The sequence below is a fragment of the Bradyrhizobium sp. S3.3.6 genome (genome assembly GCF_040546905.1).
Taxonomy (GTDB): Bacteria; Pseudomonadota; Alphaproteobacteria; order Rhizobiales; family Xanthobacteraceae; genus Bradyrhizobium; species Bradyrhizobium cytisi.
The window spans coordinates 290,770-313,757 of record NZ_JBEPOT010000007.1 but is presented as its reverse complement, the minus strand read 5'-3'; the positions used below and the strand labels follow the sequence as shown (position 1 = coordinate 313,757).

At 61.0% G+C, this 22,988-nt stretch carries 18 protein-coding genes and 3 pseudogenes; 19 read left to right on the top strand and 2 right to left on the bottom strand.

Annotation, left to right across the window (positions count from 1 at the left end):
- The first annotated feature begins 21 nt into the window (after nt 1-21).
- The 4 genes from ABID59_RS22100 to ABID59_RS22085 all read left to right on the top strand — a co-directional run bounded on the left by ABID59_RS22100 (nt 22) and on the right by ABID59_RS22085 (nt 10,379).
- Nucleotides 22-2,193, top strand: coding sequence for a prolyl oligopeptidase family serine peptidase (locus ABID59_RS22100; RefSeq protein ID WP_354084818.1), 2,172 nt, complete (start codon nt 22-24; stop codon nt 2,191-2,193).
- 689 nt (nt 2,194-2,882) lie between these two features.
- Entirely contained in the window at nt 2,883-4,001 is a 1,119-nt protein-coding gene (locus ABID59_RS22095) for a TlpA disulfide reductase family protein (protein WP_354084751.1), read from the top strand.
- A gap of 132 nt (nt 4,002-4,133) precedes the next feature.
- The gene (gltB, locus tag ABID59_RS22090) at nt 4,134-8,885 is read left to right on the top strand and encodes a glutamate synthase large subunit (protein ID WP_354084750.1); all 4,752 of its coding nucleotides are present in this window, start codon (nt 4,134-4,136) and stop codon (nt 8,883-8,885) included.
- A gap of 1,092 nt (nt 8,886-9,977) precedes the next feature.
- The gene (locus ABID59_RS22085; protein ID WP_354084749.1) at nt 9,978-10,379 is read left to right on the top strand and encodes a hypothetical protein; all 402 of its coding nucleotides are present in this window, start codon (nt 9,978-9,980) and stop codon (nt 10,377-10,379) included.
- A gap of 271 nt (nt 10,380-10,650) precedes the next feature.
- Here ABID59_RS22085 and ABID59_RS22080 read toward each other — a convergent pair whose 3' ends face one another.
- Nucleotides 10,651-11,241, bottom strand: a complete 591-nt coding sequence (locus tag ABID59_RS22080; protein ID WP_354080962.1) for a hypothetical protein — start codon at nt 11,239-11,241, stop codon at nt 10,651-10,653.
- Nucleotides 11,242-11,559: 318 nt separating this feature from the next.
- On the opposite strand from ABID59_RS22080, the gene ABID59_RS22075 reads away from it, so the two are divergent.
- From ABID59_RS22075 to ABID59_RS22010, 14 genes and pseudogenes are all read left to right on the top strand, one after another.
- Entirely contained in the window at nt 11,560-11,880 is a 321-nt protein-coding gene (locus ABID59_RS22075) for an iron-sulfur cluster assembly accessory protein (protein WP_275173680.1), read from the top strand.
- A 39-nt stretch (nt 11,881-11,919) separates the two neighbouring features.
- Nucleotides 11,920-12,189: a NifU family protein gene (locus ABID59_RS22070; RefSeq protein ID WP_148774670.1), complete on the top strand. Its 270-nt coding sequence runs from the start codon at nt 11,920-11,922 to the stop codon at nt 12,187-12,189.
- 18 nt (nt 12,190-12,207) lie between these two features.
- Nucleotides 12,208-13,401 (top strand): cysteine desulfurase NifS, encoded by a 1,194-nt coding sequence (gene nifS, locus ABID59_RS22065; RefSeq protein WP_354084748.1) that lies wholly within the window; start codon nt 12,208-12,210, stop codon nt 13,399-13,401.
- Complete coding sequence (gene nifT, locus ABID59_RS22060) at nt 13,398-13,619, top strand: putative nitrogen fixation protein NifT (protein ID WP_148742989.1); 222 nt, start codon at nt 13,398-13,400, stop codon at nt 13,617-13,619. Before nifS ends, nifT begins: the two co-directional genes overlap by 4 nt.
- Nucleotides 13,616-13,861, top strand: coding sequence for a hypothetical protein (locus ABID59_RS22055; protein WP_148774672.1), 246 nt, complete (start codon nt 13,616-13,618; stop codon nt 13,859-13,861). The genes nifT and ABID59_RS22055 overlap by 4 nt, the downstream gene beginning before the upstream one ends.
- 146 nt (nt 13,862-14,007) lie before the next feature.
- Complete coding sequence (gene nifB, locus ABID59_RS22050) at nt 14,008-15,561, top strand: nitrogenase cofactor biosynthesis protein NifB (RefSeq protein WP_354084817.1); 1,554 nt, start codon at nt 14,008-14,010, stop codon at nt 15,559-15,561.
- A 16-nt stretch (nt 15,562-15,577) separates the two neighbouring features.
- Nucleotides 15,578-15,802 (top strand): 4Fe-4S binding protein, encoded by a 225-nt coding sequence (locus ABID59_RS22045; RefSeq protein ID WP_148774674.1) that lies wholly within the window; start codon nt 15,578-15,580, stop codon nt 15,800-15,802.
- Between the two features lie 272 nt (nt 15,803-16,074).
- Nucleotides 16,075-16,350 carry a hypothetical protein gene (locus tag ABID59_RS22040; protein ID WP_148774675.1) on the top strand — a complete coding sequence of 92 codons (276 nt, stop codon included), beginning with the start codon at nt 16,075-16,077 and terminating at the stop codon, nt 16,348-16,350.
- A 549-nt stretch (nt 16,351-16,899) separates the two neighbouring features.
- The gene (locus ABID59_RS22035) at nt 16,900-17,217 is read left to right on the top strand and encodes a nitrogen fixation protein NifZ (RefSeq protein WP_354080976.1); all 318 of its coding nucleotides are present in this window, start codon (nt 16,900-16,902) and stop codon (nt 17,215-17,217) included.
- A complete protein-coding gene (locus ABID59_RS22030; RefSeq protein WP_148774677.1) occupies nt 17,217-17,471 on the top strand; it encodes a nitrogen fixation protein NifZ in 255 nt (84 codons plus the stop codon). The genes ABID59_RS22035 and ABID59_RS22030 overlap by 1 nt, the downstream gene beginning before the upstream one ends.
- A complete protein-coding gene (locus ABID59_RS22025) occupies nt 17,468-17,827 on the top strand; it encodes a DUF3024 domain-containing protein (RefSeq protein WP_354080978.1) in 360 nt (119 codons plus the stop codon). The genes ABID59_RS22030 and ABID59_RS22025 overlap by 4 nt, the downstream gene beginning before the upstream one ends.
- An 11-nt stretch (nt 17,828-17,838) precedes the next feature.
- Nucleotides 17,839-18,108: a DUF6129 family protein gene (locus ABID59_RS22020; RefSeq protein WP_187437101.1), complete on the top strand. Its 270-nt coding sequence runs from the start codon at nt 17,839-17,841 to the stop codon at nt 18,106-18,108.
- 1,300 nt (nt 18,109-19,408) lie between these two features.
- Nucleotides 19,409-20,203: pseudogene (locus tag ABID59_RS22015) on the top strand (IS5 family transposase).
- A gap of 371 nt (nt 20,204-20,574) precedes the next feature.
- Entirely contained in the window at nt 20,575-20,805 is a 231-nt protein-coding gene (locus ABID59_RS22010) for a DUF4189 domain-containing protein (RefSeq protein WP_354084747.1), read from the top strand.
- A 442-nt stretch (nt 20,806-21,247) separates the two neighbouring features.
- Here the strand turns inward: ABID59_RS22010 and ABID59_RS22005 are convergent.
- Nucleotides 21,248-21,435 (bottom strand): annotated as a pseudogene (locus ABID59_RS22005) (transposase); the annotation flags it as partial.
- Nucleotides 21,436-21,528: 93 nt separating this feature from the next.
- Between ABID59_RS22005 and trbL the strand changes: the two are divergent.
- Nucleotides 21,529-22,987 (top strand): annotated as a pseudogene (gene trbL / locus ABID59_RS21995) (P-type conjugative transfer protein TrbL).
- Nucleotide 22,988: the final 1 nt, after the last annotated feature.

Genomic DNA, 22,988 nt, shown 5'->3' with positions numbered 1-22,988 from the left:
GGTGTGCCGTTGCAGTCGCGGATTGAAAGGCCAACGGCCTCGACTCCAGATGATGATCCCTATCTATGGTTGGAAAAGATCGAAAGCGGACGGGCGTTGAACTTCGTCGAGCGGCAGAATAGCAGGACGCTGCGCGTGTTCGGCGGACCGGCCGCGGGACGAGATCGCGATGCGCTGACCGCGATTTACGATCGGCCTGACAGGATCCCCTACGGCTGGCGCCGCGGCAGCTATCTTTACAATTTCTGGCAGGACGCCACCAACCCGCGCGGGCTGTGGCGGCGGACAACAATGCCGGAGTTTCGAAGACCCAATCCGGCGTGGGAGATCATGCTGGATATCGACCAGCTTGCGGCAAGCGAGCGCGAAGACTGGCTACTGAACTCGACAAGCTCACTGCCGGGAAGCCCGCGAAGTATCTTAAGCCTGTCGCGCGGCGGCAGCGATGCCGTCACCTTGCGGGAATTCGACGCCGACACGAGGAGCTTCGTCGCGAACGGCTTTGCGATGCCGGAAGCCAAGGGCAGCGTCGACTGGCTCGACACGGACACGCTGCTGCTGTCCAGCGCCCATGGCGAGGGCATGGTCACGAGCTCCGGATATTCGAGGACCGTTCGCCTGTGGTGTCGTGGCGAACCTGTGGATCGGGCAGAAGTGATCTTCGAGACCGCGGCTGATCACATGCGTGTCCATGGCCTCGCGGACCATACCGGCGCGGTCCCGCGTACCTGGATCATCGATCGGATCGACTTCTTCAACCAGCGCATCTGGCTGCGCGATCACGCCGGCACCACCACGAAGCTCGAGCTCCCGTCCGGCATCTGGATGCAGGCCCATGGCGACTGGTTTGCGATGAAGCTGCGCCAGCCCTGGTCGACCGGAGGTCGAACCTATGCCACCGATGCCGTCCTCGGCATCTCGCTTTCGGCTTTCCTTGCAGGCAGCCGCGATTTTTCGCTCCTGTTCGAGCCCGGACCGCGGCGCGCATTGCAGGACTTGTTCTGGACGGCCGGCAGACTGGTGCTCTCGATCCTCGACGAACTTAAGCCGCAATTCCAGATCTTCACGCCATTCGCCACGGGCTGGAGCCGCGCGATACTCGGCGGGCTTCCTGAAATCGGCGTGGTCGACGTCCGGCCGCTCGATTGTCATCCGTCGGAGAGCAACGGCGACCTGCTCGCCGAAGTGCAGGACCCGCTCACGCCGCCCTCGCTGCTGTTGATCGAGCGCGGTGTCGAAAGTCCTGTCGTGTTGAAGCAGGCATCGAAGGCCTTCACCGCCGATGGCCTGGTGGTGACGCAGCATGAAGCGATCTCGATCGACGGCGAGCATATCCCCTATGTGCAGACCGGCCCCGCAGGCGAAACCGGCGATGCGCCGGTCTATATGACCGCCTATGGCGGCCTCGGTCGCTCGGTGAAACCATATTACAATTCGTCGCTCGGCAAGCTGTGGCTGGAGCGCGGCGGCACCGTTGTGCAGGCGAATTTGCGCGGCGGCGGCGAGTTCGGCACGCGATGGCACGAGGCTGGCCGGCTCGCCGGCAAGAAGCTGTCGCATGACGACTTCGCGGCCGTTGCCGCCGATCTCGTCCGCCGCGGTGTCACGAAAGCGAAACGGATCGCGGCCAGGGGCGGATCGAACGGCGGCATCCTCATTACCAACATGCTGACGCGTTACCCGGAGCGTTTCGGCGCGCTGTTCTGCACCGTCCCGCTGACCGACATGCGCCGCTACACCAAGCTGCTTGCCGGCGCGAGCTGGATCGCGGAGTACGGCGACCCGGACAAGACCGAGGACTGGGAATGGCTGAAGACCTATTCCGCCTATCACAACGCAAAACCCGGCCAGCCCTATCCGCCAATCCTGATCGCCACGAGGCGGCGGGACGACCGCGTCCATCCCGGACATGCGCGCAAAATGGCCGCAAAGCTCCAGGCGATGGGCTATGAGGCTTATTTCTACGAGGCGGCGGGCGGGCACGGCCGCGGCAAGGACAACAAGGAGCGCGCAGGCCTCGAAGCGCTGGGCATTGAATTTCTGAAGAGCAAGATTGGCTGGCAGGAGGAGGAGGAGGCGTCAGCCAGCTGGCGCAATTGCCAAATGACATTCGTACGATATCGACCAGAGCGCGGGCGATCTGACCGGCGTCAGAACTCCCGCTACGGCCGATTCGAGATCCTGCGTGCTTGAACCAACGCATGGTGGAGTTACTGTCTCGCCGGGACTTTGATAACACCGTTTCTCTTCACAACTCTATGACCTCACTTACGTGCTGTATCTCAGCCCGGTGCTGCGCGTGATCTTCCAGGACCGTGACTGGACTGCGTCACTGCGTCTTGTCTTGCCCTTCAGAATGTATCCGCACAAAAGTTCGCGATTAAAAGTTCGAATTGCCTTTTGTACGTTCCGCAGGCGCTCAATTCGGCGACAGGATTATCTTCAAGCAGCCGTGGCCGCGCTTTCTTTAAGAAGCAGGTCAGACAGACAGAGCGAGCGAGGCTCATATTAACTGTTATTTGCCGGCGCCGCGCGCCGGCGGTTACGGCAGCGATCCTCAAAACGCCAGCAGCGATCGTCATGATGGGCGGGGCACAAACCCCGCGGCCCGAAGCGCTCGACCCGCGTCCGATGTCTGACATCGAACGAGACCGTTAGCTACAAACGTACCGTCATGTTGAGCTGCCGAGGCAATCTCAGACCGGATCAGGCGCGTGATGTTCGTTGCTGGCGTTGGCACGGCCATTGCTGCTGAGATCGAGCACGGTGTCAGGCGGAGTGCATGCAGACGCGCTCTCTCGTACTCGGGCCGCGTTTCTTAGAGACAGACGAGCTTGCGCAAACATTCGCGTGAAGGTTTGGCAATATCTTTGGAGAACAACATGAATCTTCGTATGGAGTCGCCAGCTCCTCCGATCAGAGTGGAGAGCTGGGTACGTGGCGAGCCCTTCACCAACTTTAAGCTGGGTACGCTGTATATTGTCGCGTTTTGGGCGACTTGGTGCGGCGGATGTGTGGCGGAGATTTCCCACCTCGCGCAGCTGCAAGAGAAATACGACGATAGCGCAGTTGAGGTCGTTGCAGTTGCAGCTTCCGAGCGAGGCTCAACGGCCGAGGAGGCGCGAACACACTTGGACGCGTGGTTGACCAAGAACGGCTCGGAGCTGAACTTTCGGATCGCGTTCGATTACTCCGGAAACATGAAGAAGTCTTGGATGGCGCCCAGCCTTTCCAGCACTATCCCCACCTCATTCGTCATCGACCGTGACGGTCGCGTCGCCTTTATCGGTCACCCGATGCAACTGTATGACGTGTTGCCAAAACTCGTAAATGGCACCTGGCGCACCAGCGATGAAGCCAAAGCAGCGGATGCTGAACGAATCGCTGAAGCAGAATCTGAAATGCGCGAGAAAGCCCGGACGCAAGCATTCTGGGGCAAAATTGGACTGGCGCTGAAGGCCCGGGATTCGTCGACGGCGCTTTCGGCCGCTAAAGAGGGCGTCGCAATCATGCCGGACGACATCAACGTTCAGCTAGTTCATGAGGATCTAGCCCTGCACAAAATCCATGACATGCAGACGGAATTACCCGTTATGCGTCAATTGGCTCGCGATGCGGTCGAAAAACAATCTGAGTTGTGGAGGGTGCAAGCGATCCGCCAACTCTCTAATCCAGCGGAGAAGAACTCTGATGTCCCGCATTCTGATCGCTTTGCGATTGGCAAGGACTTGGCCGAACACATCCTCGCGCTGGACTCTCCAGAAGACGGCACCGGCCGCAAGTTCATGTCCTATGTGGCGGTCGCCCAGTATTGTTTCGAAACTGGCGACAACGATCGTGCGGTCGAGTTAGCTGAGTCGGCGGTGAAGTCGCTGGACGGCCCGAAGCCAATGGCGGCTGAAGAGAAGGCGCACTACCTGCGGCTGTTGCTTGCGGCCTTGGCCAAGTACGAGGATGAGGAGGCAAAGCCGTTTTCGGGGACGAAGAACGCCTTGGTCTGAATTCTTGGCCTGAATTTAAGAAAATGCGGCTCGCAGCGGACGAGCGGTGGCCCAGAAGCGGGTGCCGCGGAACGCCCAAGGTGCGCCGAAGATGGCGGTGAGGCAGCTTGCCGCATGGAGAGGATAGGAACCATGAACGGGTCGCAATTCGAGCGCGCAAACATCGTGGCAGAAGAGCTGTCGGCGACGGTCGCTTCGAAAACGACCGATCCGATTCAGGAACACAATTCGCGCCCGCCCGCCGAAGGCCTCTACGATCCGAGCCTGGAGAAGGATTCCTGCGGCGTCGGCTTCATCGCCAACATCAAGGGCAACAAGTCCCACGAGATCGTCTCGGACGCGCTCAGCATCCTCTGCAATCTCGAGCATCGCGGCGCTGTCGGCGCCGACCCGCGCGCCGGTGACGGCGCCGGCATCCTGGTGCAGATCCCGCACGCCTTCTTCGCCCGCAAGGCCAAGGAGCTCGGCTTCGCGCTGCCGGCTCCGGGCGAATACGCCATCGGCGCGCTGTTCATGCCGCGCGACACCGCCTGGCGCAACGTCATCAAGAGCATCATCGCCGACCAGATCAAGGAAGAGGGCCTGACCCTGCTCGGCTGGCGCGACGTGCCGACCGACAATTCCTCGCTCGGCGTCACCGTGAAGCCGACCGAGCCCGCCTGCGTGCAGGTGTTCATCGGCCGCAACGGCACCGCCAAGACCGAGGACGATTTCGAGGGCCGGCTCTACATCCTGCGCGAGTCGATCTCGCAAGCGATCTATCAGCGCCGCGACCGCGGCCTTGCGGCCTATTACCCCTGCTCGATGTCCTGCCGCACTGTGATCTACAAAGGCATGTTCCTGGCCGACCAGCTCGGCAAGTACTATCCCGATCTGCACGAGAAGGATTTCGAGAGCGCGCTGGCGCTGGTGCATCAGCGCTTCTCGACCAACACCTTGCCGACCTGGTCGCGGGCGCATCCCTACCGCATGATCGCGCATAACGGCGAGATCAACACGCTGCGCGGCAACACCAACTGGATGGCGGCGCGCCAGGCCTCGGCGAGCTCCGAGCTCTACGGCAAGGACATCAACCGGCTCTGGCCCATCTATTATGAAGACCAGTCGGACACCGCCTGCTTCGACAACGTGCTCGAATTCCTGGTGCAGGGCGGCCACTCGCTGCCGCACGCCGTCATGATGATGATTCCGGAGGCGTGGGCCGGCAATCCCCTGATGGATGAGACGCGCCGCGCCTTCTACGAATATCATGCCGCGCTGATGGAGCCGTGGGACGGCCCGGCCGCGATCGCGTTCACCGACGGCCGCAAGATCGGCGCCACGCTCGACCGCAACGGTTTGCGGCCGGCGCGCTATCTCGTGACCAAGGACGACCGCATCGTCATGGCGTCCGAAATGGGCGTGCTGGCGATCCCTGAGGACCAGATCATCACCAAGTGGCGCTTGCAACCCGGCAAGATGCTGCTGGTCGACCTCGAGCAGGGCCGCCTCATCCCCGACGACGAGATCAAGGCCGAGCTCGCCAGGAGCCATCCCTACACGGAGTGGCTGGAGCGGACCCAGATCGTGCTCGAAGAGCTGCCGAAGGTGCCGACCACCGGCGTGCGCTCAAACCTGTCGCTGCTCGATCGCCAGCAGGCGTTCGGCTACAGTCAGGAAGACATCGCCATCCTGATGACGCCGATGGCGTCCATTGGCAAGGAAGCGGTCGGCTCGATGGGCAACGACACGCCGATCTCGGCGCTGTCGGACAAGGCCAAGCCGCTGTTCACCTACTTCAAGCAGAACTTCGCGCAGGTCACCAACCCGCCGATCGACCCGATCCGCGAAGAGCTGGTGATGAGCCTCCTCTCCATCATCGGACCGCGGCCGAACCTGTTCGACCTGCAAGGCCTCGCCACCACCAAGCGTCTCGAAGCGCGGCAGCCGATCCTGACCGATGCGGATCTCGAAAAGATCCGCTCGATCTCGAACCTGACCAAAACCCACTTCAAGTCGCGCGCGCTCGACACCACCTTCCACGCCGGTCTTGGTGCGGCAGGCATGGACCAGGTGCTCGACGAGCTCTGTGCGCGCGCCGAAGCTGCGGTGCGCGAAGGCGTCAACATCATCATCCTGTCCGACTGCATGGTCGGCACTGACCGCGTGCCGATCCCGTCGCTGCTGGCCTGCGCCGCCGTGCATCATCATCTGATCCGCACCGGCCTGCGCACCTCGGTCGGTCTCGTCGTCGAATCCGGCGAGCCGCGCGAAGTGCATCACTTCGCCTGCCTCGCGGGTTACGGCGCGGAAGCGATCAATCCCTATCTGGCGTTCGAAACCATCGTCGCGATGAAGGACCGCCTGCCCGGCTCGCTCGACGACTACGAGATCGTCAAACGCTACATCAAATCGATCGGCAAGGGCCTGCTCAAGGTGATGTCAAAAATGGGCATCTCGACCTACCAGTCCTATTGCGGCGCGCAGATCTTCGACGCGGTCGGCCTCAAGGCGGACTTCGTCGGGAAGTTCTTCGCCGGCACGCATACCCGCATCGAGGGCGTGGGCCTGGCCGAAATCGCGGAAGAGGCCCTGCGCCGCCATGCCGACGCGTTCGGCGAGGCGCGGGTCCACAGGACCGCGCTCGACGTCGGCGGCGAATATGCCTCTCGCAGCGGCGGCGAGAACCATGCCTGGACCACCAAGTCGGCGAGGCTGCTTCGGAACGCCGTGCGAGGCAATTCGCTGAAAGATTACCGCGCCTTCGCCAAGATCCTCAACGAGCAGTCGGAGCGGCTGCTGACGCTGCGCGGCCTGTTCCGGGTCAAGAGCGCCGAGGAGGACAAGCGCAAGCCTGTCGCCCTCGACCAGGTCGAGCCGGCCAAGGATATCGTCAGGCGTTTTGCCACCGGTGCGATGAGCTTCGGCTCGATCTCGCGCGAGGCACACACCACGCTTGCGATCGCCATGAACCGGATCGGCGGCAAGTCGAACACCGGCGAAGGCGGCGAGGAAGCCGACCGCTTCAAGCCGCTGCCGAACGGCGATTCCATGCGCTCCGCGATCAAGCAGGTCGCCTCGGGCCGCTTCGGCGTCACCACGGAGTATCTCGTCAACTCCGACATGATGCAGATCAAGATGGCGCAGGGTGCCAAGCCCGGCGAAGGCGGCCAGCTGCCCGGCCACAAGGTCGATGCGACCATCGCCAAGGTCCGGCATTCGACGCCGGGCGTCGACCTGATCTCGCCGCCGCCGCACCACGACATCTACTCGATCGAGGATCTGGCGCAGCTCATCTACGACCTCAAGAACGTCAACCCGACGGGCGACGTCTCGGTCAAGCTCGTCTCGGAGATCGGCGTCGGCACGGTCGCCGCGGGCGTCGCCAAGGCGCGCGCCGACCATGTCACCATCGCGGGCTTCGAGGGCGGCACCGGCGCTTCGCCGCTGACCTCGATCAAGCACGCCGGCAGCCCCTGGGAAATCGGCCTCGCTGAAACCCACCAGACGCTGGTGCGCGAGCGGCTCCGCAGCCGCATCGTGGTCCAGGTCGATGGCGGTTTCCGCACCGGCCGTGACGTCGTGATCGGCGCGCTTCTCGGTGCCGACGAGTTCGGCTTCGCCACCGCGCCGCTGATTGCGGCCGGCTGCATCATGATGCGCAAGTGCCATCTCAACACCTGCCCGGTCGGCGTCGCCACCCAGGACCCCGTCCTGCGCAAGCGCTTCACCGGCCAGCCCGAGCACGTGATCAACTACTTCTTCTTCGTCGCCGAGGAAGTCCGCGAGATCATGGCCTCGCTCGGCTTCCGCACCTTCAACGAGATGATCGGCCAGGTTCAGCTGCTCGACCAGACCAAGCTGGTCGCGCACTGGAAGGCCAAGGGCCTCGATTTCTCCAAGCTGTTCGTGCGGCAGAAGGAGGAGAATGGCCAGAAGATCTATCATTCGGAGCGCCAGAACCATCATCTGGAGGCCGTGCTCGATCGTACGCTGATCGAGAAGGCGACGCCCGCGCTCGACCGCGGCGCGCCGGTCAAGATCGAGGCCGCCATCAACAGCACCAACCGTTCCGCCGGCGCAATGCTGTCGGGCGCGGTCGCCAAGATCTACGGCCATGCCGGCCTGCCGCATGACACCATCCATGTCAGCCTCAAGGGCACCGCCGGCCAGGCCTTCGGCGCCTGGCTCGCGCATGGCGTCACCTTCGAGCTCGAGGGGGAAGCCAACGACTATGTCGGCAAGGGCCTTTCGGGCGGCAAGATCATCGTCAAGCCGCCGCGGAACAGCGCCATCGTGCCTGAAGAGAGCATCATCGTCGGCAATACCGTGATGTACGGCGCGACCGATGGCGAGTGCTATTTCCGCGGCGTCGCCGGCGAACGCTTTGCCGTGCGCAACTCGGGCGCGGTCGCCGTGGTCGAGGGCGCCGGCGACCATTGCTGCGAATACATGACCGGCGGCATCGTGGTCGTGCTCGGCAAGACCGGGCGCAACTTCGCGGCCGGCATGTCCGGCGGCATCGCCTATGTGCTCGACGAGAGCGGCGACTTCGACAAGCTCTGCAACATGGCGATGGTCGAACTCGAGCCGGTGCTGTCCGAAGAGCTGATCAACGCCGGCACCTATAACCACTCGGGTGACCTCGAGGCGCACGGCCGGGTCGACGTGTTCAAGAACCTGCTCGACTCCGATGTCGAGCGCCTGCACGTCCTGATCTCGCGCCATGCGAAAGCGACCGGCTCCAAGCGCGCCGCCGACATCCTTGCCAACTGGAAGGACTGGCTGCCCAAATTCCGCAAGGTGATGCCGGTCGAGTACCGGCGCGCGCTGCGCGAAATGGCCGCCAACGCGGACGCCGAGCCGAAAATCGCGATCGAGCCCCGGGAGCCTGAGAACCACTGACATACCGAACACCGCACGCGCCCAAGGTGCGCTTATAGCGCTAATAGCGCTCCCACACCCGTCGGCGAGCGCAACCCGAAGCAGATCCTCACCAGGTAGGGCCGGCTGAGGCGTTCCTGCCTGGTCATTGCGCGAGATCGCTTTTGACGCCCCCGCGCGTCGTTCTGAGGAAGGTACGGGATCGGGGCCGCCGTGTCCCTGGAGCGCAATGACAGTGAGGGCTGCACCACAACAGGTGAGGGCTGCTATACGCTCGCCGTCGCCTGGTCAGTTGAATTCCATCGAAGATAGGCCAAAAAGGATAATGATATGATCGTGACTGCCCTGCGGATTGCATCAATCAAGATCAACAGTCGCTTAAAGTAGGCAATCCCGACGAAGGCGCTTGGAGTAGCGCGTGCCACTTTGCCAGGTAGGCGCACACCAGAGTCACACTCTGCGCCGGTGGTCCGTACATGCCACAAGCATCGCAATTGGCGACCCGCAGTTAAAGTGCGAGCGCCGTGTCGCGGAAATGGGAGATGCATGGGGGAGATTCAGGTCGCGCCGACAGGAAGGCGAGAATGCGCAGTGACTATTATGCTTCCAACCACGGGTCATCGAGATTCTGCGCGGTGTGCGGTGGGACGATTCGGGCTTATCCGCTATTACTGCTGACAAACGGGGCTTTGTTCTAGGAAATGCGTCAACCGCTTCCACGCGCGGCGGGAGGCAGGCAACAAATAGCTTCGCTTTTTGCGGACAGCCGGATAGGTGGCATCCGACTCGCTGCAGCCGCGGCCGTGCTCTCGCAAGACGGACGCCGGCAGAATAGTTCTGCTGCAATCATGGACTCAGGCGCGACGCTTTCAAGAGTAGGTGGACGAATCAGATGACAGAGACCTCGGCAACAATCATCGACTTCACTGCTTACAGGATGAAGCGCGCTGCGGCCAAGCTGTCATCAGACACGGTCGGCTCGATAGCGCCCTATGAAGCGGTGCATCCTTCTATTTCTTGTGGTGTCTGCTAGCCTTGATCCCCGGTTACCTCGCTCGATCTGCTACGCATCGAGACAGCAACCTCCGTGAGCAATCCTTAAGGACGCCGCAGATGGCCAAACACGAGGCTGAAGGAGAATCCACCCGCCTGCTCGACCTCACGCGCGTGCTGTTGATTACAGCGGCGGGCACTCGGGCAGGTATCTCCGATCGAGTCCAGCACCTCCACCAGTTCAGCGACAGCTTCGTCCTCAGACACTACCTGGGCGGATCTTGCCGGGCGATCCCGCTGGCGCGCATGCGGGGCGGCGCGGTCCTGCGTCCCGCGCCGGCTTTCCGCAGCACGGAGATCACCCAGCCGCGGAGGCGTGCCGGTCGCCGACAATCTTTCCTCGAACATCAGCACAGTGATCGCTCCTCGCGCGACATCTCAGCGCCGCTCAGGCCGGCAATGGCCTGGAGCACAACGCCAAAGACACCGTCGATCAGCCCTCTGAAATATGACCACGAATAGGAGCCGATCATCATTGGAATGTTCGGATCCCAATGGACGCAGCCAGCCGGACCCTCGCGGCCAGCCGCCCCTCGGTGTAATTGACGACAGTACTCATGGCCAATACACGCCTAGCAGAGCGGTCGTGTGATCTCCAAAACGTAGGCCGAGAAGTCCATCACGAGGGTTTCAGAGCCAGTCCCAGGCGATGCGGTACAGTGACTCGCTCTGGGTGCAGTGACTCTCTCTGCGGCAGACTCGTCGAGTTGGCGAGGGGGCCTGAGGCGCTGCCTCAGACTGGGCGGTTTTCGCCTCTGTTCTTCACCGGCTCCATTTTGGCCAAGCCGTCCTCGTATGAGATCTCGCTGTATGATCCACCGATGTCCTTGGCCGCGTCGAGCAAGTAGTCGAGCCTACCGGCCGGACCGAGCTTCTTGATGTCATTCTTGTCGACGCCGGCGAGGTCCATCATCTCCTTCCACACAGTTGATTCGTCGCAAGGCAGAATGCGGAAGGTGATGTCGCCTACCTTGGTACGGTACTTCGCGAGCAGATCAATGTTGTTGCAGAACATGAAATAGCTGCCTTTGGGGCTCAGCCTGCCATCCAGCACCTTTGCGGCCTCGGGTAGATACGCGAAGGAATGCAGATATCCGGCAAGGACTGGGATGGTCGGCTCGCCTTCCTGCGCGATCGCAAGAACTTGTTCGATGGAATAGTCCGGTGGTCGTTTTTCGTCGGCGAACTGGGCTTGGAATTTCAGCGCGATGTCGCCCCGGAATCCAAATCGCCCCGACTTCGTTGTTTCACTCTTAAGTACCGCATTCAATAGCCGCCCCTCCTTGTCCAACGGGCCAAGAGCAGTGTTGTCAATCGACGTCATGGAAAGGCTCCTCATCAATGCGTGGTGTGCACGCGTCGCGCAAAGCGACGTGTCCGCTACGCTTATGCAAGTTGTTTGCCGTCACGCTATCTCCGCGGCGTAAGCGGCAGCTTGGCGCTATGTGCATGGATACGTGCTGGCACCGTCGCGAGGACTTGGCCGGATGACGCGGCGGCCGGGAAGCCTCGTGTCGAAATCCCGACACACAGGTCGTGAATCGAACAGTGGCCACCCGCAAATCCTTCATTTCAGCTGCATCTCGACTGGCATGGGATTTGCGAAACGTGCCTTGCGAGAAGACCTGAAAGCGAGCCAAAAATGATCAACCTAACGGATAACGCCATCAACGCATTGAGGGCCGCAATCTCCACGACAGGGCAGCCGGCGAGCGGCCTGCGGATCATGGTCGATGGCGGCGGCTGCGAAGGGTTCACATACAAGATGGATCTCGCGCATGGGCCGAGCTCCGATGATGCCGTGGTCGAGCTAGACGGCATCAAACTCTTCGTCGACAGCGCGACCCAAGAGCATCTCAACGGTACCACGATCGATTTCGTGCTGTCGCCCGAAGGATCGGGGTTCCGATTCGACAATCCAAATGCCAAGTCGAGCTGCTCCTGCGACAAACCGTGCAGGTGAGCCTGTCCTCGACCATCCGCAATAGAAGGGCTTCGAAACATGGGCATCAAGACTGTACCAACGAAGCAGCCTCCGATTTCTGAGCCTTCCGATTGCGAGCAAATTGTCGGAGCCGTGCTCGATGAGAATCGGGCGAGCCTCAGGCGTGATCGTGGAGATCGTGAGCTCATCGTCAGGCTGACCGGCGCCTGCATGTCATGCAAGCTTGCGGGCACGACGCTCGCGGCCATTCAGGCGCGTCTGATCGAGCGGCTCGGCGAGTTCGTCCGCCTGATCCCGCTCCGCGGAGCTGCCAAAGGGCGACATTAAGTGCAGAGCGGACAGTCCGTGCGGCCGATCTACCTGGATAACAACGCGACGACCCGCGCACATCCGTTGGTCGTTGCGGCGATGCTGCCGTTCTTCTCTACACAATTCGGCAATGCGTCCTCCGCGCATGCATTCGGCAGCGAGGTTGCGTCCGCATTGAAACTGGCGCGCCGGAACCTGCAGTCCCTCATTGGCGCGGCATTCGATCATGAGATCGTCTTCACCTCCGGCGGGACTGAAGCCGACAACACAGCGATCCTGTCTGCGCTCGCCGTGCAGGAGGGGCGCGACGAGATCGTCACAACGGCCGTTGAGCATCCGGCCGTGCTGTCCCTTGCCGAGGAGTTGGGCCGACGAGGAATCAAGACCCATGTCATTCCGGTAGATGCCAGCGGCCGACTGGACATCGAGACTTATCGCAAGGCATTGTCGAGGCGCACGTCAGTCGCCTCGGTCATGTGGGCCAATAATGAGACCGGTACGATCTTTCCGGTGAAGTCCCTCGCCAAGATGGCGCGCTCAGTCGGCGCGCTCTTTCACACCGACGCAGTCCAGGCGGTCGGGCGAATTCCGATTGACCTGAAGGCTACGGACATCGACATGCTGTCGCTCTCCGGGCACAAGCTCCATGGTCCGAAGGGGATCGGCGCGCTGTATGTGCGCAAGGACGTCAAGTTCCGGCCGCTGCTTTTCGGCGGCGTACAAGAGCGGCGTCGCCGCGCTGGTACCCAAAACGTTACGGGTATTGTTGGGCTCGGCAAAGCGGCGGGACTCGCTGCGGCAAACCTCGCACAAGACCAGACGCAGATTGGCGCCCTTCGCGACCGGCTGGAGCAGGGCATTCTCGCTCACGGCTGTTGCATCGTGCTTGGCCATGTCAAGAACCGCTTGCCAAATACGTCTAACATTGCCTTCGAGCATATCGAAGCGGAGGCCATCGTCCACCACCTGAACCGCAACGGAATTGCCGTCTCACTCGGTTCAGCCTGCGCGTCCGGCTCGATGGAGCCATCCCATGTCCTGCGCGCGATGAGAGTACCACCGCCCTTTTTGCGCGGTGCGGTTCGCTTCTCGCTGTCGCGCGAGACGGCGCCCGATGAGATCGACCGTGTCCTGCAAGTCATGCCGGACATCGTTGCCAAACAGAGAGCCTTGTGGCGTGCGTGTCAGGAGCGCGCGGGCGAGAGCTCACAACGTGCGGAGCTCCCATGAAGGTTATGATTCGCCGTTCGCCCGAGACGGGCCTTTCGATTTATGTGCCCAAGAAGGATCTTGAGGAGCCGATCGTCGAATGGGAGCACGAGACGCTGTGGGGCGGTTGGATCAGAATCGCGAACGGCTGGGTGCTCGACCTACCGGCGATGGCGAGTGACACCACCCTACCAATCACTATCAACGCCAAGAAGCGCGGCGGCGAAGCAACCGAATGATGAATGCTCTGGTTCCACAAAACCTCGCCAACCGGCGGAGGCGGAAGCTGTTCTTGGCGGGGCGGTCCGGCACCTGCGAGGAACGCGACACCATTCCCCTGGCTTGGGCCTGGCGTGACCGGCCACCCGCCCTGCGTTTTGCCAAGGGCATCGGTGAAGCAGCCTACCCGTCGTCAAAACAACGCTGCCAGCGCTCTTGTGATCGCAATCTCTGTCAGCTTTCCAACATGATGATAAACTGACATTCGTGCGAGTGTTACATAACTACTTGACGCAAATCGCAAAAGTCATTTGTGGCAGGCATGGCACGCCAGTTGCTCTTAGCTGTTCAGAAACGTCTCTGTGGATGCTTGCCGGTAGGGTTCGGCTTGCGAATAGAATTGGAAAAATGAGTACTTCAGCGCAACACCAAGTATCCTGCGGCGGCGGCGAGATCAGGGAGACCACGCAAGCGGTCACTAAGCACAAGGGCTGCGCTACCATCGGCGGCAGCGGGAAGGCGAGCTGCGGATCTCAGACCGGCATCAGCAATCTGCCAAATGAGATCGTGGAAAAGGTGAAGAACCATCCCTGCTACAGCGAGGAGGCGCACCACCATTATGCCCGCATGCATGTCGCGGTCGCACCCGCCTGCAATATCCAGTGCAATTACTGCAATCGTAAATACGATTGCGCCAACGAATCGCGCCCCGGCATTGTCAGCGAGAAGTTGACGCCGGAGCAGGCCGCCAAAAAGGTGCTGGCGGTCGCTTCCGCGATCCCTCAGATGAGCGTGGTCGGCGTTGCCGGCCCTGGCGATCCGCTAGCGAATCCGGACAAGACATTCAAGACGTTCGAGCTTGTGAACAAGCTCGCGCCAGGTATCAAGCTGTGCCTCTCGACGAACGGTCTTGCGCTAGCCGATCATGTCGACACGATCGCAAGACTCAAGATCGATCACGTGACGATCACGATCAACATGATCGATCCCGAAATTGGTGCAAAGATCTATCCCTGGATCTTTTACCGCCACAAGCGCTACACCGGCGTTGAAGCTGCAAGCATCCTTAGCAATCGGCAGCTCCAGGGCGTGGAGATGCTCACCGCGCGCGGCATCCTGTGCAAAGTCAACTCGGTGATGATTCCCGGGATAAACGATCAGCATCTGGTTGCGGTGAACATGGCTGTGAAGTCGCGCGGTGCCTTCCTGCATAACGTGATGCCCCTGATATCGTCGCCAGAGCACGGCACCGTGTTCGGTCTCAGGGGGCAACGCGGCCCGACCGCACAGGAAGTGACAGCGTTGCAGGATAGCTGCGAAAGCAAGATGAACATGATGCGTCATTGTCGTCAGTGCCGGGCCGACGCCGTCGGACTGCTCGGAGAGGACCGCGGCTCGGAGTTCACCATGGAAAAGATCATGGCGATGGACATCAAATACGACGAGCAGCCCCGAAAGGCGTATCAGGCCAAAGTCGAGAAAGCGCGCATCACAAAGCTTGCGGCCCAGCAGGAGGAGCTCGCGGGGCTCGCCGGCGCGTCCAGCGAAATCAAAGTGCTGGTGGCGGTTGCAACCAAGGGCTCGGGATTGATCAACCAGCACTTCGGTCACGCCAAGGAGTTCCAGATCTACGAGCTCTCGACTTCAGGCGCGAAATTCGTTGGTCATCGTCCTATTCATCCCTATTGCCAGGGCGGCCATGGCGAGGACAGCAAGCTCGAAATCGCCATCGGCGCTATCAAGGATTGCCACGCCGTATTCGTGTCAAAGATCGGCGGCTGCCCGAAGGCCGAATTGATCAAGGCCGGCATCGAGCCGGTCGATCAGTACGCCTGCGAGTTCATCGATGCCTCGACGATCGCCTGGTTCAAACTCTATCTCGATAAAGTCAATGAGCGGAAGATCAAGCACCTTGAGCGGGTCGATCCGGCCCGCCACAATGCGCTGATTTCCGCCGCCTGAAGGATGGGTTCAGACAATGCCGTACAAGATCATCGCCTCGCAATGCACGGGCTGTTCAGCGTGCGAAACGCAATGCCCAAATCTTGCTATTTCCGAGGTAGCCGGCGCTTTCCTGATCGATTCGGAGCAATGCACCGAGTGCGACGGCTACTTTGACGAACCGCAATGCGTGGCGGTTTGTCCGGTTGACAACACATGCGTGCTCGACACAGCACTGGCACGCCATCGGGCGCCCCCTTGAGGACCACAACATGGATGTCACCACGACACGAACGGTTCAGAAACTCGGGCGGATGATGCGTCGCCTTGACGAGGCGCCGACCGCGGCTGTCGCCCTCCCAAATCGGGTGGACGGCTCGCCCTGGTCGCCGGCTTTTTCGCAGTTGGCGAGCCATATTCTGGCGACGCGAACGTCGAAGGCAACGCGTTAAGCTATTCCTGCCGGCCCGAAGGCTGCGGTCTTGAGCGTCGAGGATCGATTTCGCCGATGGGTCCACCAAGAGCGGACCCGTCTTGCGCGATATCAATCCAGTGACCTCAGCCATCATTGAACAGGCGACATTCATGCTGGAGGTCTTCTTCAGTCGGTCATCCGAGCGAAACGAGGGCGTCCTCACCGAGCTCTGTGTTGGTCGCACGGTGTCGAGCCGGCCGAGCATCATTGCAGGGCGGCAGGGTTCTGAAGATGCAGAAAATCAACCTGTGTCAAGCCAAGGCGTTCGTGATGCGGATATGATTTTGCTGCCGACCGGCGCGGTGGTGCCACCAGCCCGAATTCGGCTGCTATGAGAGTACCTCGCGTGGGTCTTGCTATTCTCGCTCAAGGCTTGTTGCCCACTTGGAGACGCGTCTCGGGCAACTCGAGGGAAGGACGGCGGTTTGCCGAGAGACTGCTGGGCCGCAGTCCCGCGCACAAGATTGGCGCCAAGGTTTGCGAGGCACGCTCGAGCGGATGGGCGGGACCATGAGTGATGTCATCCACGATGCCCTCAGTTGCCGGGCAATCAGGTCGATTCTGCCAGCTGCGCGTGTCGCGCTGAACCGCACTTCTTGCTGCCGGCTCAGGTTCGTTGCGTCAACGACGGACTCGCGTGCAGCATCGGCGGCTTCCTCAACATCAATCATCGGCTCGCGGATCGCCATCTCAAGCATCCGTTTTGGGGTGCCGGGCGTTGATGTGGACGCATCGTCATCCCCGTCGGCTCATCCAATACGTGGTCGCAAGCCGCGCGGCGGTGCGGGAATCGACGGAGTTGATCGAGGATCATGATAGGGCGGTCCGTAACGCCGGGCGCTCGCGAAGCGCCGCACAGTTGAAGCATGGAAAGAGACGGCAGCATGAGCAACATCGCCCGTGATAGTGACATCGTCGAGTTGACGGACGTGCCCTTCTTTGATTACGGCGATAAGGTGCGGGCCAACCGCACCATCCGAAACGACGGCACCTATGTGGGCAAGGAGATCGGTGAGGTTCTCGTCAAGAAAGGCGAGCTTGGCTATGTCGTTTCGATCGGTACGTTCCTGCAACAATTTTATATTTATGGGGTCGAGTTCCTCGCTTCAGGCTATCGCGTCGGCATGAAACGCAAAGAGCTTGATCTAGTCACGCGAGGCAACAGAGGCGAGGAGCCTTGCTTGTCAGGAGGGGCACCCTGATGATCGAACCGAGGGTGCCAAAATACAGCTCAGGCCAACGTGTCGAGGCGGCAATCGATCTGCTCAACGACGGTTCCTTTCCCGCCGCCTCGGCGGAAGAGTGTCTGGTCAGCGTCGGACAGATTGGTGAGATCGTCCAGGTCGGTCTCCATACGGAAGCGAACCTACCCATCTATATGGTCGACTTCGGCAAGCAGTTGGTGGTTGGCTGCCTTGAGGCAGAGATCGCCGCAGTCCAGGATATCGCGCAATGAACGCCGCCATCATCAGGCGACATCATTGCGGATTGCCTGCGCACCCCAACGAGCTCGACCGATGGCGGATCGTGCGCGCGCTGACGGGGCGCGAGCGCTACCGATTTGTCTCGCCAGAGGTGACAGCGGTTGCTGGCGGCTATCTTGTCGAGAGCCGGTGCTGCTCAGGCAATATCGATGCGGAGGGAGGCCTCGTCGACGTCGCGCTATTGCACCACGATAGGACTGGGGCGGCATGGCAGCTGTTCCGCAAAGATCACGGTAAGGGCGTCTGGGAGTGGCATTCGACCCATCAACGGCTTGGCTTGGCGACAGCGGTTCTGAACGCCGACCCTGAACGTTTGTTCTGGCAATAAGGATTATGGAGATGGTGCTCGCCGCAGGCGAATTGACGAACATCGAGCAGACGCTAGCCACTATTGATACAGCGTCTGAGCCCTGCCTCACGCTCCGGCAGACATTTCCACATCTAGCCTGGATTTGTTGCGAGGCCTCTGACATGACGCAGAGTCCGTTCCGCCGCGTTGGACAGTTCGACTTGCATCTGCTCGACAGTGGCGGTCAGTGTGCACAGATTACGGATGATCCGCAGCGTGCCAACGGCATTGTGCTGGCCAAGCGCTCTGGCAACTCATGATCAAGTAATCGCCTGCCGGTGCCAAGCTCACCCCGGACGGCTAGGCCCGCGGCTTGTTTACCACGCGGTAGGGACCAGCCCAGGGAGATCACGACGCTCGTTCGTCGGGTCCATGAGACGGGGCAGGCGATCGTTCCTCTGGCGGAATTGCCTGGGTATCTCAACGTTGCTAATTAGGTCAAGAATACTGCGGCAGATCAATTAGGACGGGCGAGCTGTGCTCGATCCACCGACGAGGATATGGTATCGCAAGATTTGCCTTTGCGAGAACTTTCACTTAAAGCCGCCTTCCTTTGGTAAATTGGACAAGACGTTTGTTCTTCGCGCGGCAACGCCGTGCACTTGCCGTGGAGGCCGGTTGATGATGCGCGCGCAAGTGAGGCAGTGCGAGTGTCCCGGCCGATCCAGCGCTACTTAATGCTGGCGCCCAGTATCATTCTACGAAATGTCTTGGTGACTTGAAGTCGGAGCATTCAAGCAAGCAGCGATTGTCGAGTCGCTTTCGAAGACGGATCGAGCGTCCCTTCTCTGTGGCTTGCTCCCATGTTGAAGCCGGGTGACGTGCATGTCGAGAATCGGGTTTGTCACGCGGATAAAAATGGAGGGAGGACACATTCGCGTGTAGTTCCAGTTCTTATCGCGAAGAGAATAATCCGCCTGAATAGTTGCCGATGACCATTGATATGGTAATGGGAGGCAGTTGCGTCTTTCGCCAAACAAAACGAGGCGCTACAGACAAATTTGTAAAGCGAAATCGGAGAATATCACGTGGCAAAAGCCGTCAAGCGCAAAGAGTATAGTAAGGATGACGTCAAGCTGCTCAAAGCGCACTCAAAGGCCCGTACTCCTGTAGCGAGGGTTTCAAAGCAGATGAAGCGATCCGAGGGGTCCCTACGACAGAAAGCACGTACCTTGGGGATTGGCTTGGGTCACCAGCGCTGAGATATGATTCAATTTTCGGAAATTGATCGGCGTGATCGTTCCGGCCAGGCGGCTTACGACCGCCGGGCCGGCTGATCGTTCCAGGTCTCTGCGTCCCCGAGGGTCAGCTCGCGCGGTGAACGAGCTGACCGGTCTGCCGATAGACCGCCCACTTGGCCTAGACCTCATCGGTTGTCATGGTTTCGATCAGCGACGGATATAGGCGCATCCGTGAATATAGATCCATCACCGGAAATGCGGTCCGCGAGCGTGCCGGCGGATCATCAGCTCGGCCGGCAGACGTCATTCGGCGCTGAGCTGTCTCTCGCTGCTAGCTAGGGTCTGTACCTAAATAGCGCCACGTGAGTCTCTTGCCTCCGTGTTCTTGATCCGGGGGCGAGAGAAAAGCGCGCGGGCTTGTTTTGGTTGAATGACAGGCAATGGGCTCGTATCGAACCTCATCGCCTCATCTGCCGACGGGACTGACGGGGCCGGATCGGGACGACGATCGGCGCATCATCAGCGGTATTGTTCACAAGCTGCAATCGGGTGCGCGATGACGTGATTGTCCGGGCTAATACGGTCCTTACACGATGATCTACAATCGCTTCAATCGCTGGGCCAAGCGCGAACGATGGTGCGCAATCTTTCAAGCACTGGCCAAACCTGGCGAAGATGCCGTCGTGCTGTCGCTCGACTCGACTTCGATTAAAGCTCATCGGTGTGCCTCCGGCGGAAAAGGGGGAGCACAATCAGGCAATCGGCCGCTCGCGGGGAGGCCGTACGACAAAAGTCCATGCGCTGAGCGATCCGCTCTGCCGACCGGTCGTCCTGCATCTGACCCCAAGTCAGGATGCCGACATCGCTGCCGCGCCCGATGTTCTGGCGCTCGCACCGCCCATGAGCGCGCTTCTCGCAGACAAAGGGTACGACGGGGACAACCTTCGCGCCGAAATCGCTGGTCCCGGCGCCAAGCCCGTCATTCCCAATAAATCCAACCGTGTCGTCATTCATCGTTTCAACAAACGCGCCTACGGAGGCCGAAATATCATCGAACGCTGATTTTTGTCGGCTCAAGGACTTCCGCCGCATCGCCACATGATACGACAAGCTCGTCCGGAATTTCTTGGCCGCTGTTCAGCTCGCCGCTCTCGTCGCATATTGGCTCAATTGAGTCTGTACCCTAGTTTGCTGTAAGCGCGGCAGTGGACCGTGAAATCCTCTTGCAGCAGTTGGCGGTAGTCCACCGCAAGTCTCCCAGGGCGCCGCGCGCATTGCCAAAAAGGAATTGCCTTCAATCCGGATCAAGTCCGTGGGGCAAGGTCCGGATGCGTCAGCTCCTCGATCCTTGTCCGCTTTCTGACAGCGGTGCACAAAGCTGTGAGATTCAAAACACCGTGCGCGGTTTGCGCATCGCGAACTGTTTCAAAACACAATCAGGCGCTTAGTGCGCGCGAGGAGCGCTGGCACGGCCCTTGCTGTATCTCGCCGTAGGGCAATAGGCGCCAATCGGTGCGATGCTCAAATCCGAATGGAGAAAAGTGAATGCGTAAACTAATAATCAGCGTCCTCGCGCTGTTTATTTCAAACAATACCGCGTTCGCCGGCTCCGGGGCCATCGCATACTCCAAACCAGATGACGTGGTCGGTGTCTCGCACGGGTGTAGATCACAAAAGCACGCTAAACGGTGGGCCCTGCTCGACTGTCGCCGCAAGGGCGGCTCGGATTGCCAAATCGAAGCTACGAAAGCAACGCTTGCGCCGCCGTTGCCATAGGCAATGGACGCCGGCTGGGACGTGGGTGGTGGTCCCACCCACTTGGTGAATTTGAAGAGGAGCTATCGCAACAAGGCGCGCTGGCCGGATGTAATGAGACCGGCAACGAGGACTGCAAGCTGCGGGCCTGGGTTTGCCACTAAGGCCCTTCAGTAAGCCAAGGCCCTAAGGAAGGAGGTCAGGCGAACCCAAATTCGCAGCAGACATATCCAGCCGAACCCCGCGACTGAAGAGAGTTCTGTGCGTCAAGTTCAGTAAAATCGATCATGGGATCCGGCCGAGCCATCCCCTCGGAACCGCCGTCGCTCGCCTCACCCAGAAGCGCAGCAGGCGAGCGACGGCGGCGGAGAGGGGTGGCGTCCGTCCCTTTGGGGTCCGAGCATCGTCAGGCCGCCTGGCGTAACTCCTCCTTCTTGTGGTCCTTCAACAGATCCATGTTCAGCTAGCGACGGTCCTCGAGCCAAGGCTCATGGCGTTCGACGGTCAACGCACGGACGAGCCGTAGACAGCTCTCGCCATTGGGGAAGATACGCACCACATAGGTGCGTCGCCTGATCCCTCGTTGAGCCGCTCCAGCATGTTGGTCGACTTCATGTGCTTGCGGTGTGCCAGCGGCAAGCGGAGGTGGGTGTCCGCCATCCATCGCCGTTCCGCGCCACAACCCGGCTCCGACGCTCCTGCTGTCTCCACGCCCGACGATCTCTCGGCCTATTAGCTGCACCGCTGCCGCGCGCTTGGCCCCAGGATGCCGAAGATCCGCATTGCCAGGCGGTCTGGGAGGAGAACCGCGCGCGCTTCTTCGGCAGGCCGGTGCCGCGTGCCGCAACGGGCCGCGCCGGCCACACCGTCGACGACGAACGCTGCGGAGGGGAGATAACGATGAACAACGTCGGCGTCATCGACACCTTTCAACACCTTCACCACCTATATCGATTCAGGCTTCGGCCTGATCCAAGGCGAGATCACTTCTTTCGCCTCGACGCTGATCGTCATCGACATCACCTTGGCCTGCCTGTTCTGGGCGTGTGCGCCGGCGCAGGCATCCTCCAGCGGCTGGTGAAGAAGGCGCTCTACATCGGATTATTCACCTTCAACACTCTCTCGGGCTTCATCTTCAATAGCTTCGCCGGGCTTGGCCTGAAGGCCGGCGGCTCCTCCATCTCGATAGCCGATTTCCTGCGGCCCGGCCGGCTCGCGTAGGTCGGTCTCGACCGCGGGCCACCCATTGCTGGACGCCGCAAGCCAGATGATGGGCTTCACCAGCTTCTTTGCGAACTTCGTCCAGGTTGCGGTGCTGATGGTGTCCTGGCTCCTGGTCCTGATCGCTTATTCATTCTGGCGGTGAAGCTATTCGTCACGTTGATCGAGTTCACTGACAACGCTCGCGGGCTTCATCCTCTTTCCCTTCGCCCTCTTCAACAAGACTGCCGTTCTCGCCGAGAAGGTGCTGGGCAATGTCGTCGCCTCCGTGAAGGTGATGGTGCTCGCTGTCATCGTCGGCATCGGCGCCGGACTGTCTCGCAGTTCACCACCACCTATGGCGGCTGCCAGCCGACGATCGAGCAGACGTTCTGTCGTGCTCGCCGCACTCGCCATGCTCGGCCCCCGGCGCCGGGCATCGCTAACGGTCTGTTCTCTGGCGCGCCGCAGCTTGGCGCGGGCGCTGCTGTCGGAACTAGCCTCGCCGTCGCCGGCGCGGCGATGGCGGGCGGCGCTTCGCTCGCTCTCGCCGGAAGGGGAGCGTTGGCGGCCGCCGCGTTGGTGGTACGGCGATGGCGGGAGGCGTGTCCTCCCCCTACAGCCTCGCCTCGGCCGGTCGGTCCAGCGCAGGCCGCGTTTCGTCCGGCTTTAGCGGCGCGGGCCGTGCGGCGGCCAGCGTTGTCGCCGCACCCATCAGGCGCGCCGCCGAGCAAGCAACCGGGCAATGCAGGAGAGCTTCGCCTCAGGCGCCCGCGCCAGTTTCGCCAACACGGGTGGCTCCTCGACTATGGGAGTCGTTGAGGGTGGCGAGGCCGCAAGAAGGAGCCGCTTTCCAAGGAGCGAGCGAGGTTTGCCCGCCTGGGTCCAGCGCATGAAACGCAATGAGGCGGTTGTTCACGGCGCGCAGTCCGCCGCGCAAGCCCTCAAATCCGGCGATAGCCATGGCGGCGGCCACTCCGTCGACCTCTCGGGAGGAGAATAAC